General features: G+C 37.9%; 14 protein-coding genes. 4 read left to right on the plus strand and 10 right to left on the minus strand.

Annotated elements, in window-relative coordinates; all coding sequences use genetic code 11:
• Nucleotides 1-37: 37 nt before the first annotated feature.
• From clpA to WFN33_RS03085, 5 genes are all read right to left on the minus strand, one after another.
• A complete protein-coding gene (gene clpA, locus WFN33_RS03065; protein ID WP_336951392.1) occupies nt 38-2,314 on the minus strand; it encodes an ATP-dependent Clp protease ATP-binding subunit ClpA in 2,277 nt (758 codons plus the stop codon).
• A 9-nt stretch (nt 2,315-2,323) separates the two neighbouring features.
• A complete protein-coding gene (clpS, locus tag WFN33_RS03070) occupies nt 2,324-2,749 on the minus strand; it encodes an ATP-dependent Clp protease adapter ClpS (RefSeq protein WP_004720737.1) in 426 nt (141 codons plus the stop codon).
• Between the two features lie 21 nt (nt 2,750-2,770).
• Nucleotides 2,771-3,514 carry a DUF6776 family protein gene (locus WFN33_RS03075; RefSeq protein WP_336951393.1) on the minus strand — a complete coding sequence of 248 codons (744 nt, stop codon included), beginning with the start codon at nt 3,512-3,514 and terminating at the stop codon, nt 2,771-2,773.
• An 82-nt stretch (nt 3,515-3,596) separates the two neighbouring features.
• Complete coding sequence (argC, locus tag WFN33_RS03080; protein WP_336951394.1) at nt 3,597-4,646, minus strand: N-acetyl-gamma-glutamyl-phosphate reductase; 1,050 nt, start codon at nt 4,644-4,646, stop codon at nt 3,597-3,599.
• Between the two features lie 135 nt (nt 4,647-4,781).
• A complete protein-coding gene (locus WFN33_RS03085; RefSeq protein ID WP_336951478.1) occupies nt 4,782-5,867 on the minus strand; it encodes a GGDEF domain-containing protein in 1,086 nt (361 codons plus the stop codon).
• A gap of 332 nt (nt 5,868-6,199) precedes the next feature.
• Here WFN33_RS03085 and WFN33_RS03090 point away from each other — a divergent pair, with 332 nt between their 5' ends.
• The 3 genes from WFN33_RS03090 (at nt 6,200) to WFN33_RS03100 (ending at nt 8,213) form a co-directional block, all read left to right on the plus strand.
• The gene (locus WFN33_RS03090; RefSeq protein WP_336951395.1) at nt 6,200-6,337 is read left to right on the plus strand and encodes a hypothetical protein; all 138 of its coding nucleotides are present in this window, start codon (nt 6,200-6,202) and stop codon (nt 6,335-6,337) included.
• A 298-nt stretch (nt 6,338-6,635) separates the two neighbouring features.
• Nucleotides 6,636-7,388 carry a hypothetical protein gene (locus WFN33_RS03095; protein ID WP_336951396.1) on the plus strand — a complete coding sequence of 251 codons (753 nt, stop codon included), beginning with the start codon at nt 6,636-6,638 and terminating at the stop codon, nt 7,386-7,388.
• Between the two features lie 3 nt (nt 7,389-7,391).
• Nucleotides 7,392-8,213 (plus strand): alpha/beta fold hydrolase, encoded by an 822-nt coding sequence (locus WFN33_RS03100; protein ID WP_336951398.1) that lies wholly within the window; start codon nt 7,392-7,394, stop codon nt 8,211-8,213.
• On the opposite strand, the gene WFN33_RS03105 is transcribed toward WFN33_RS03100, so the two are convergent.
• The 5 genes from WFN33_RS03105 to rpiA form a co-directional block, all read right to left on the minus strand.
• Nucleotides 8,203-8,634 carry a GNAT family N-acetyltransferase gene (locus WFN33_RS03105; RefSeq protein ID WP_336951399.1) on the minus strand — a complete coding sequence of 144 codons (432 nt, stop codon included), beginning with the start codon at nt 8,632-8,634 and terminating at the stop codon, nt 8,203-8,205. The two genes, WFN33_RS03100 and WFN33_RS03105, sit on opposite strands and share 11 nt — an antisense overlap.
• A gap of 55 nt (nt 8,635-8,689) precedes the next feature.
• Nucleotides 8,690-9,112 carry a bleomycin resistance protein gene (locus tag WFN33_RS03110; RefSeq protein WP_336951401.1) on the minus strand — a complete coding sequence of 141 codons (423 nt, stop codon included), beginning with the start codon at nt 9,110-9,112 and terminating at the stop codon, nt 8,690-8,692.
• Nucleotides 9,113-9,141: 29 nt separating this feature from the next.
• Nucleotides 9,142-9,498: a VOC family protein gene (locus WFN33_RS03115; RefSeq protein WP_336951402.1), complete on the minus strand. Its 357-nt coding sequence runs from the start codon at nt 9,496-9,498 to the stop codon at nt 9,142-9,144.
• A gap of 52 nt (nt 9,499-9,550) precedes the next feature.
• Complete coding sequence (locus WFN33_RS03120; RefSeq protein ID WP_336951403.1) at nt 9,551-10,225, minus strand: M48 family metallopeptidase; 675 nt, start codon at nt 10,223-10,225, stop codon at nt 9,551-9,553.
• A gap of 91 nt (nt 10,226-10,316) precedes the next feature.
• Entirely contained in the window at nt 10,317-10,988 is a 672-nt protein-coding gene (gene rpiA, locus WFN33_RS03125; RefSeq protein WP_336951404.1) for a ribose-5-phosphate isomerase RpiA, read from the minus strand.
• A gap of 115 nt (nt 10,989-11,103) precedes the next feature.
• On the opposite strand from rpiA, the gene ilvA reads away from it, so the two are divergent.
• On the plus strand, nt 11,104-12,642 hold the full coding sequence (gene ilvA, locus WFN33_RS03130) for a threonine ammonia-lyase, biosynthetic (RefSeq protein ID WP_336951405.1): 1,539 nt from the start codon (nt 11,104-11,106) through the stop codon (nt 12,640-12,642).
• The last annotated feature ends 76 nt before the right edge of the window (nt 12,643-12,718 follow it).

A 12,718-nucleotide genomic window follows, 5' to 3' on the forward strand; every position in this document is an offset into this window, starting at 1 on the left:
CGCAATCAATGCGGGTTATTTTAAAGCTCATTCACAACTATGCTGGTTCAGCAGTCTGATCTTCAAAGACTTCTAATGTCAGCCCTACAGCCTTACCATTTTCTTTCTTCACAGAGACAGCAACGTTACCACCATGATCTGCAAGCTCACCAAATAGAATCATCTCAGCAAGTGGTTTCTTCAAATGTTCTTGAATCAAACGTTGCATTGGGCGAGCACCCATTAAACGATCATAGCCATTCTCAGCCATCCAATCTCGAGCAGATTGATCGACTTCAAGTACCACTTTTTTATCATCTAACTGGGCTTGAAGTTCAGTTAAGAACTTATCAACAACAGACTCAATCACTGTGGTAGGCAATGCTTTAAACTGAATTACGCCATCTAAACGATTACGGAATTCTGGTGCAAATGCACGTTTCATCGCTTCCTGATTGTCATGACTGTTGTCTTGTTCAGTAAAGCCGATACTGTTACGAGAAATACTTTCAGCACCAATATTCGTAGTCAATACAATAATCACATTACGGAAATCAGACTTACGTCCATTATTGTCAGTTAAAGCTCCATGATCCATGACTTGCAATAGCAAGTTAAAAACATCTGGATGTGCTTTTTCAATTTCATCTAATAACAGGACACAGTGTGGATTCTTATGAATGGCGTCAGTCAGTAAACCACCTTGATCATAACCAACATAACCTGGAGGCGCACCAATCAAACGAGAAACCGCATGACGTTCCATATATTCAGACATATCGAAACGAACAAGCTCTACACCCAACTGTTTTGCCAACTGCTTGGTCACTTCTGTTTTACCAACACCTGTAGGACCAGCAAAAACAAAACTACCTACTGGTTTATCTGGTGCTTTCAAACCTGCACGTGACAGTTTAATCGCAGAAGCCAAAGCTGTAATCGCTTCATCTTGACCAAATACCACACGTTTAAGATCACGCTCTAGATATTCAAGTACCGATTTATCATCTTTAGATACTGTTTTTGGCGGGATACGTGCAATCTTCGAAATAATATCTTCGATATTTTCAACTGTAATCAAGGTATCATCTTGTTCAGCTTTTAAACGACGCTGTGCACCAGCTTCATCAATCACATCAATCGCCTTGTCTGGCAAGAAACGATCATTAATAAATTTAGCAGACAACTCAACCGCTGAAACTAGCGCAGTATCTTCATATTTAACATGATGGAAATCTTCAAACTTGCTTTTCAAACCACGCAAAATATCAATTGTCTCCGAAATAGAAGGCTCATTCACATCGATCTTTTGGAAACGGCGTGATAGTGCATGATCTTTTTCAAATACTTGGCGATATTCTTGGAATGTGGTTGAACCAATACAACGTAAACTACCATTTGCCAACGCAGGTTTGATTAAATTCGATGCGTCCATGGTACTGCCCATACTTGAGCCAGCACCAATGATCATATGAATTTCATCAATAAATAAAATTGCTTCTGGTTTCTTTTTCAAAGCATTGAGAAGCTGTTTCAAGCGTTTTTCAAAGTCACCACGGTATTTTGTACCCGCAACCAATGCACCGATGTCTAAACTAAACACTTCAGCAGTCGCAAGTGGCTTAGGCGCTTTACCATTCACAATCAACCATGCCAGACCTTCAGCAATCGATGTTTTACCCACACCAGGATCACCCACAAGCAATGGGTTGTTTTTACGGCGACGGCAAAGAATTTGAGCAGTTCGTTCAATTTCTTTTTCACGCCCAATTAAAGGATCAGTTTTGCCTTTTTGCGCTTCAATATTTAAATTCAAGGTATAAAGTTCAAGAGGTCCAGCATTTGCTGAAGCACTTGATTCACCTTCTAAATCATCAGATTCTTCTTCAACTTGAATTTCTTCTTTACGCGCACCGTGTGACAAATATTGGGTTAAAGTCAAACGATTGATTTGATGTCGTTTTAGTAAATAAACGGCAAAAGAATCTCGTTCAGAGTACATCGCAACCAGTACATCTGCACCCTCTACTGTGCGGTCACCACCACTTGACTGAACGTGGAAAATTGCACGTTGTAAGATACGGTCAAAACTTTCAGTTGGATGAGGGGCTTGGTCGTTGTTTTCTCCTAGTTTAGGCGTATGTTGTTCTACATACTCCTCTAACTCTTTGCGCAAACTGATAATCTCAGCACCACATGCTTTTAGTGCATTTACCGCTGAATCGTTATCAAGTAAAGCCAATAATAAATGTTCAACCGTAAGAAACTCATGTCTCTTTTGACGAGCCATGCTAACAGCCAAACGGAGTGAAACTTCTAATTGACGACTGAGCATGAAACCCCCTTATTCTTTTGGCTCAATCTGACAAAGCAATGGATGACCTTGAGATCGAGCGTAGTTATTAACTTGGTTGGCTTTAGTCTCCGCAATGTCTCTTGGATAAACACCAGCTTCACCTTTTCCTTCATAATGTACTGTTAACATTACTTGAGTGGCTTGGTCAAGATTCAAAGCAAAGTATTGTTGTAAAATTTCAATAACAAAGTCCATCGGAGTGTAATCATCGTTCAATAAAACGACAGAATACATCGGTGGTCGCTTCACTTCAGGTGGTGCAGTTTGTACTGCAACATCCGCTTGATCATGGTCTGGATGGTTTGGATCTTCTGAATTACTTATACGAATACTCAAGTGCCAATCTATAAATCCTGAATCACGGAATGACGATTTCACTTCATTTAAACTCATTTGACGTTTATTAGTTCGCATATTTTTCAAAATACTTATGATTTATTGAGAATTAGCCGCAGCTTGAGGAACCTCTGCAGCGAACGCTGCTGCACTGTCTACAGCTTGCCCACGTGACCAACTAAAACGTTTAACCACTGGTGTGGCACCATTTAGACGGATTTCGATAAATTGTGGATTAAAACCCTTAGGCATAGTCCAACGTCCTGTTAAACGCTCATAATCAGTAAAGTTATAATTCGCATCTGCCATTGGCACTGTTAACACCTCAGTACCACTAATCAAACGAATTTCAACGGAACCGGTCGCACGTCTTGGACTGACTTGAATAAGATCAAGCTGATATTCATAAGCGTTTTCAGGTAATGGCTTAACGGCCAAATTTTGAATTGTTAAACTCAAACCACCACGTTGTTTTAACACTTCACGATAAATTGCACTCATCACATCTACTTGTGATTTTTCAGCATTGGCTTTGTTCAATGACTCTAACAAATCGTTAGAATTCGAAACAGCCACGTCTCGTTCCTGCACAGCAGCATTTAAGCTTTTGTTTAAATTAGCCAGCGTTGTTTTTTGTTGCTTCACAACTTCTACCAACTGTTCTGCATCTGCATCAAAACCGACTACCGTTAGCCCTTGGCGATGTCCAACTGTATAACCTAAAATCACACTGCCAGCACATAATACAACCCCACCGATCACCAAAGGCATATTCCCTTTTAAAAAAGGCTTTTTCGGTGCTTGAGCTGGTTGTGACGCGGTATTTGTTTCTGTGTTCTGCATCATCATCTCTAAGTATTATTGATAGAATCAAAACACACATTTAACCGCAAAGTTATATGTGTGTGAAGCAATAAAGCGTTTTTTATGGTAATAATCCGATACTTTGTAGACCAGCATCTTCAGTAAAACCAAACATTAAGTTCATATTTTGTACAGCCTGTCCTGCCGCACCTTTGACTAAATTGTCTTGAACAGACAAAACAATTAACTTGTTCGGATGCGGTTTATACAGTGCAATTCTCAGTTGGTTTGCACCACGTACAGAACGTGTTTCTGGTGAACTATTTGCAGGCATTACATCTACAAACATTTCATTTGCATAAAATTTTTCATAAAGACTTTGTAAATCTGCTGCTGCGCCTTGCTCTGTCAAATCAACATAGATTGTACTGAACATACCACGAATCATCGGAACCAAATGTGGTACAAAAAGAATCTGATCAAATACATTTTTTTGACCCGAAATATTTTCTAATGCTTCTACAATCTCAGGATGATGACGATGTCCAGCAACGCCATAGGCTTTAAAATTATCTGCATTTTCAGAATAAATCATGCCTAGACTAGCTTTACGCCCTGCACCTGATACACCAGATTTCGCATCAATGATAATACTTTCTGGTTTAACCAATGTTTCAGCTTGCTTAAAAAGTGGCGCTAATCCCAACTGAACAGTGGTTGGGTAACAACCCGGGTTACCGACAACATTGGCATTTTTAATTTGTTCACGATTAAGTTCCGATAAACCATAAACAGAGTCTTTCAGTATCTCTGGGCAGGCATGCTGCATCCCATACCATTTTTCAAAATGTGCTAAATTCTGCAAGCGAAAATCAGCGGCTAAATCGATAACTTTGGTATTTGCTGCCAAAAGTTGTTGTGCATGCTGCATTGCCACACCATGCGGGGTCGCAAAAAACACAACATCACATTTTTTTAATTCATCAATGTTTAAATCTGAATACTTAAGCTCTGTGTGCCCACGTAAGCTTGGAAATATATCATCCACACGGCGACCATCTTCGGTACGTGATGTCAGTACATTCACTTGAACATTTGGATGTCGTAGTAAAAGACGCAACAATTCAACGCCTGTATAACCTGTTCCACCGACAATACCCACTGAAATCACGTTTTTTACCTCGATTTAAAAGTATCCATTTTGTAGTGCTGTAGTATGACAGGAAGTTGATGCTTTCTAAACTATTTTACTGGGTTTTTATAATGTTTTAGCATTATGACAAAGTTAAATTCCCATAAATTTAATTCATGCATCTTGGGCAATACAGTTTCGTCCTCTACGTTTGGCCACATACAAAAGTTTGTCAGCAGCTTCTATACCACTCGCTAAATTACGATGTCTCACTTGTGTTAAGCCAAAGCTGGCTGTCAATAAGATGGATTGAGTTAAAAATTGCTCAGTTTCAATAGCAATCCGCATACGCTCAGCAATTTTATAAGCCTCACTGAGATCTTCAACTTGTAATAAAACAATAAACTCTTCACCACCAAAACGTCCAACTAAGCCCTTTTCACCGACATGCTGACTGACAAGACGACCTACACTTTGCAAAATCTGATCACCGACCAGATGTCCATAGGTATCATTAATTTTTTTAAAATGATCAACATCACACATTAACAAAAAATATTGTCTATCTGATAAATCAATTAAATTTATTTTAGCTGCGTCATAAAATCCACGGCGATTGAGTAGATGCGTTAATGGATCTCTACAACGTTCATCATTTAATTTCAAAATAATGTCTCGAACTAATGTTCCTATAAGTACGATCGCAAACCACATGCTCAGGATAATACTGGCAGCAAGCATCATTAACCACCATACTGAATTTACAAGCATATTGGCTTGAATATTTTTCAAAAAAAAGAAAATAATAATGACGCGAAAAAAAGTATATAAAACAATAAAAAGGTAAGAATAATCGACCAGCTTATTTAACCAATCACTTTGCTTATCATTTTTAAAAATTGAAGCCAAAACCAAGGATTCAACTACGGCAATGCTAAGGTTTAAAATCAGCATCCGCATCCATAGCTGTTCATCAACAAAAGAATAATAGACCAACAAGCATATTGTGATGAAGATCAAGATAAAAGCGGCTAAAGTATGTGAACTGGCGTTCTTTCTTAATGCCATAGTATATGCACTGGCCCACGCGCCAAATAGGTATAAACCACCTAAAAGTGGAGCAGAAAATGTTAATTGTTGGTTAGACATAAAGCTTTGTGCAGCTAAAGAAAATGATGGCACGATATATCCGAGACCCAACCAAAATAAATATGTAGGTGCCTTAAAAAAATAATGGCAGATCAAAAGTAAACTGCCCATTAATATCAGGCAGAACGGTACAATCAAAATAAAGTAATGAGTATCTGCAAAATTCACGTCTGATATCTTTATGATAAGAAATAGGAAATATTGGCAATTCGCCAAGTTTAGAGTATTTTTTTATTCACTCCCAACTTATGCTTAAAATAATCAGACTATTTTGTAATTTAACAGTTTTTATTAAGAAATACTTTTAAGGCATTATACTCTTACTTAAAATTTATGATGATCAATATACACACGCAGACTATTCAATGACATTGTCTATAAATCTATCAATCCAAAAATAGTCAACCCACCTAATTATTAATTCGTTTTTGTGTTTTTAAATCATGGATGGTTATTCTACCACGGGGCGACATGGATGTCGCCGTTGGACGGGGGTACAGGACGTACCCTTCGCCCATGAGCAAAAACAAAGCACTGCTTTGTTTGCAGCGCAAGGTTTGGCATCCCCTACGCAAAGGTAATTAAACCTTAAATGTAAGATGTGGCATTGCAAGTATTTTTATAACCATCTCGTTTATTTTTCTATATAATTGATTTAAATAAAAATATTAATTGAGAAAATTATATTCTTATGTCTGAGTTTTTTGACAGATTGGCTATTTCAAAAAAAATAGTAAAAGGACAAACAATTTTAATTCTCATTTTTGGCATAAAAGACTATTCAAAAAAATTCAAAGAAAACGGTCTTGTCTTGCTAAATGATTTATGCATAATAATTTAGAGTAATTACTCTAAATTCAACAAAAGGACCCATTGATCATGATTGGATCACGAGCGTGGATGAATACAAGCAATGGAAAACTTAGCTTTAAAGAAAAAACTCAGTTAATAAAACAAGTTCTAATCCCTGTCACATTGAGCTATGGCAAGACATTTCTCAAAGCACCTCATGATTCAACTTTATTTACACTGGATAATTTTCATATTCCTGACACAGCAATTGCCAAAGAAGCGATGAACGAATTAGAACAAACGGCTTCACAAGCGATCATCAATCATTCTTGGCGGAGCTATTTTTGGGCTGTTGCTATTGCCCACACCAAACAATGGCAATTTGATCAAGAGAGCCTTTTTGTCTCATGTTTGATGCATGATTTAGGTCTAGTTGATCATTTGGATCAATATGCATGTCAATGTTTTAGCTTTGAAAGCGCCTTAAGAGCTGAAGCACTCTGTACCAAACACCATTATCCCAAAGTCAAAATAGATAATATTTCAGATGCGATTTGTTTACATATGAATGGGAATTTAGATGAGAATGATCCAAGCCTTACTAAAGAAGTTCTATTATTACAAAAAGCCACTTCATGTGATGTGATTGGAACTGATCTCAGCTTATTTTCAAACAGTTTTAAAAACAAAATTTTAACCCAATATCCGCGGGTACATTTTAATTCAGAAATGCGTAAACTTATCTCAATTGAAGCAAAAAGAAACCCTCAATCACGGACTGCTTTAATGCACAAACTCGGACTTTCAAGCATGATTCAAATGAATATTTTTAAGGACTAAATCATGAAAAACACCTCTTTTACCCAAAAGAAGATTGATTTTGGGCCATATCCAATTCTAGTCGATATTTATTCAAACACTGAAAATAGCCAGAGTGTTATTTTGCTGGCTGCGCTAGGTATAGCAATCAGTAAATACGAGGTACTCATTACAGCTTTAAGCCAAAGTGGCTTGAATGTTATTGTGGCTGATTATCCTCATTGCGGACGCAATACTCCACCTGTTTCAGCAAAGGTTGATTATGGTTATGCTGATTTACTCAATGAATTTATTCCTCAACTGGAAAAGCTGGCCTTAGAATTGAACCAGCAAGCCCCAATCTTATTTGGACATAGCTTAGGCGGACATTTAGCAACACTTTATGCACAAAATCATGCAAATAAAGTCATTGGTGTTGCCACTGGCAATATCGGTTTAAAAAATTGGGACTTAAAAGGTAAAATAAATATTTTAAAAGCAGTCACAGCGATCAACGCCATGATTTTAAAAGATGGTTATTTTGCAGGCTATAAAATTGCTTTTGGGAATAAAGAGACAAAATCCTTAATGCGTGATTGGTCTAAAGTTATCTTTACAGGAAATTATGCACATATTATTGGGCAAGAAAACGTGGTGAATAACGCTGCCTTATTTGTCTATTTAAATGGCGATGATTTTGCACCAATGTCTTCAATGCTTGGCCTAAGTGGTTATTTTAAAAACCCACAAATAAACACGCTGGATTTAACCCATAAAACCAAAGGCAATCAACATAGTGCATGGATTAAACAGCCTGATGAAGTCGTCGAAATAATTATAGAATGGGTCAATAGTTTTACTGAATAAGTTTTGCTTTTGACATCAATATATATCCACCTTCTTCACTTTCTCCAGTGCTGATTGCTTCCCAGCCATGACCTAAATAAAAAGACAAAGCTTTTTTATTTTCAGATAAACATTTGAGATAGCCTGTACCCGTAAACAGTTGTTCTGCTGCGTGTAGCAATGCTGTCCCTACACCCTGATTTTGAGCATTTGGGGCAATAAATAGATGATGTAAAAAGTTCTCTTGCAGAAAAATAGATGCAAATCCCAAATATTCTTGGTCTTTTTCAGCTACTAAAATCATTTCATTTTGGGTGTATTTTTCAAAATCACTCAGCTCCCATTTTGAAGAATTCAACCACGGCCAACTTAATTTTCTGGTATTTAAAAAAAGTTCACTCAATGGTGCTCGGTCATAATACTGAAAAGATCTGATGTGCATCGCTGTACCTCAATTAAAGTCCCTATAACCTGACCTTATTTAAGCCAGCCTTAATTTAATCTAACGTTATCGCCCTTTCTCCAATCACCTCAACAATTCGTAATAAATAACCATCTGGATCTTGAACTAAAAATTGCTTTTGTCCATGCTCTATAGTTTCTGCACGGTACCAACGTTCTTCTAATGCTTCAAACAGCGGCCATTGTGCGACATCCAAACGATTTAAAATACTGTCGAGTTGGTCTACTTCGAACTGAAAGTTAATCCCTCTTCCCAATGGGTAGGCCAATACTCCTGTTAACCATTGCCCTTGTTGTTGTTGCTCCAACATAAACTGAACACCATCAAGTTCCACATAGATAAATTTTTCTTCAGTCCGTTGATACATTACAGAAAAACCCAATATTTCCACCCAAAAATGATAACTTTTATCCAAATCGGTGACGATCAGTTCTGGAACCAATTTATTCCACTGCATTTAAAAATCCTACTTAATTCATTAATTTTTTAATATTCAATATGTTGTAAAATATTTACAACCTTTCCAAATGGATCTTTGACATAGAATCGCCTAACGCCCCAATCCTCGTTAGTTAAGGGATAGAGGATGTCTAAATCTAATTTTTTGGCTTTTTCATAAAGTTCATCCACATTGTCGACCTCGATTGAAAAATCGGGTACATCTGTATTATTTCCCCCTTCGGAAGCAATACTGATTTGTGGATGCATCATTTCCTGACTGGCAAATGTTTTGATCCAGCCATGATCCATCACCAAGTCCATCGCTAAAAAATCACCATAAAAAGCTTGCGCACTGGCTAAATCTAAAGCTTTAATATTACCTATGATTCTTTTTACACTCATACGCTTTTCCTCATTTTTTGTTTTAATTCAATCTAGAAATTTACTTATTTTATTACGCCCACCACCAAGGCATTACGCTACCTTTTAAAACTTTACGATGCTGCTGATAGTGTTGATCATGCTTTTCAACTTCAAACCAAAAAGCAGCGCTATGATCAAAATGTTTGGTATGTGCCAATTCATGTACACAGACATAACGGGTAATTTGTTGATCAAATAAAACCAAGGCACTATTGAGCATAATATCATGACGGGCTGTACAACTTCCCCAACGTGTTTTTGGGTGTCGAACAGCACACTGTCCAAACTTTAAACGAGTTTCATCACTGACTTGCTTTAAATAGATTGGTAAATAATGCTTTGCATAAGCAATTACAAAAGCTTTTAAATAGTTTTCAGGCTGACGGTCGCTGACAAATAATTGAGGCTTTTGCTCATCTAAAATATAGCTATTTTTTTGAGTTTTATAAATAATTTCTATGGGGTGTTTTAAATTAAACAGTTGCAAGCTTGTCGGTAATATCTGATCAACTTGCTGTATTTTTTCCTGCTGTTTATGCCAGGTCTCAATCATCCATTGTTTAGACTCGTGTAAAAAATGCTGAATCTGACGTTGGCTACAATACTTAGGCACAGTTAAGCGAATCTGTGTTGGTTCAACACGTAAACGCAAGCGTGTTGCCCGTGCATGATGAGTGATTTTAATTTCAGGAAGATTTGCAGTCATAATACGCTTATTTTTAGAATCTCCCCCAACCGTTCTTTAAAGGCAAGGAGGAAGCCTCATTTTTACTCGAGCAGAAGTTAGGGGAAATTTTTTATCCTGCGGTACGCTCTTCAATACCGTTATTGGTCGCAACTACAGCAACATCAGCTTTATTGATCGCAAAAATACCGTTACACACCACTCCAGGAATATCGTTAATGGTTTTTTCGACCTCTAATGCATTCAAAATATTTAAGTTATACACATCTAGAATGACATTACCGTTATCCGTTACCACACCTTCACGATAAACTGGGTCACCGCCTAGTGATACAATTTTACGTGCTACTGCTGAACGTGCCATAGGAATCACTTCAATAGGCAAAGGAAATTCACGGCCTAACTGATCGACCCATTTCGAGTCATCAACAATACATACAAACTTTTTCGCAATAGATGCCACGATTTTTTCACGCGTGAGTGCAGCCCCCCCGCCTTTAATCATATGTAAATGACGGTCAATTTCATCAGCACCATCCACATAAGCATCTAAACCACTGACATGGTTCATATCAACCACCTCAATACCTAATTTCTTAAGACGTTGAGCCGTTGCTTCTGAACTGGCAACTGCTGCTTCGAGTTGTAACTGAGGTAATAATTCAATTAAGAAGTTCACTGTACTACCAGTACCAACTCCCAAAATGCCCCCTCTTGGTAAGTGTTTTAAAGCGGCTTGGGCTGCAGCTTGTTTTTTCTCGTCCTGGGTTGCATAAAGGCTCATGACATCTCTCAATAAAATTTCAATTTCCTGCACATTTTGCATAATTTTAAAACGCAAAGGTACAACGGTTTGTTACAATGAGCGCTCATTTTAAACTGTTAGATGGAAAATTAACATGCTGTCTCGTTTGGTTCGACAAATATTACAGGCAACGGTGTATGACGTTGCAATCGAAACCCCACTCGAAGCAGCGCCACGAATTAGTGAAAAACTAAACAATAACATTCGCTTTAAACGCGAAGATTTACAACCTGTCTTTTCCTTCAAACTACGCGGTGCGTATAACCGTATTAGTCAATTACCGAAATCTCAGTTGGAACGTGGCGTTATTACTGCTTCAGCAGGTAACCATGCTCAGGGCGTGGCTTTATCTGGTCAAAAGTTAGGTATTCGCGCCATTATTGTGATGCCAAAAACCACCCCTGACATTAAAGTTCAAGCAGTAAAGCGTTTGGGTGGTGATGTTGTGCTTCACGGCGACTCATTTGATGTTGCTAACAAATATGCGATTCAACGCGCAAACGACGAAGGTTTAACCTTTATTCCGCCTTATGATGATGAACTGGTCATGGCCGGCCAAGGTACAATTGCCAATGAAATATTGCGTCAATGGCGTGATGTTGAATACGTATTTGTTGCTGTGGGCGGTGGTGGTTTAATTGCAGGTGTAGCAGCATATCTTGGTGATGTTGCTCCGCATGTCAAAATTATTCCTGTCGAATATGATGAATCTGCATGTTTAAAAGCAGCATTTGAAGCGAATCAACGTGTGGTACTCCCTTCTGTAGGATTATTTGCAGATGGTACAGCTGTTGCTCAAATTGGTGAAAAGCCATTTGAAGTGATTCAACTACAAAAATCTGATAACTCAGGTCCAATTGTTGAACGTGATGTCGTCTTGGTCAACACAGATGAAATCTGTACAGCAATCAAAGATACCTATGATGAATGTCGTAGTATTGTAGAACCATCAGGTGCGATGGCACTTGCAGGTATCAAAAAGTACGTCGCTGAGCATGGTCTTGAAGGCAAAAATATGGTGTCAATTGTTTGTGGTGCCAATATGAACTTTGACCGTTTACGTTATATTGCTGAACGTACCGAACTCGGTGAACGTAAAGAAGCTATTTTTGCAGTGACCATTCCAGAAGAAAAAGGTTCTTTCCTGAATTTCTGTCGTGCTTTGCAAGGACGTAATATCACTGAGTTTAACTATCGTGCCAGTGATGCATCTGCCGCTCAAGTCTTTGTCGGTATTAGCCTAAAGGCTGGTGAAAAAGAACGTCATGACATCTATGAAGCAATGAAATTACATTATGATGTCGATGATTTATCGGATGATGAAGTTGCAAAATTGCATATCCGTTATTTGATTGGTGGTCATGCTGATATTGCCAATGAACGTTTGTTCCGTGTTGAGTTTCCAGAACGCCCAGGTGCTTTATTAACATTCTTAGAGCGTCTTGGTCCAACCCATAACATTAGCCTATTCCATTATCGTAATCACGGTGCAGCAGAAGGTCGTGTTTTGGTTGGCTTGGATGCAGAAGATGCGGTACAGAATCCAGATGGACTGATTGAGACTTTGGAAAATATCAATTACCCATATCAAGAAATTACCAATAACTTAGGTTATCAACGTTTCTTAAAATAGAAAGAGCTTCAAAATAGAAATAGCCTATAAATTTTTTATGGGCTATTTTTTATAAAATCAGAACAATTCGAAAAAG

Source organism: Acinetobacter sp. AS167, from assembly GCF_037152175.1.
Lineage (GTDB): Bacteria > Pseudomonadota > Gammaproteobacteria > Pseudomonadales > Moraxellaceae > Acinetobacter.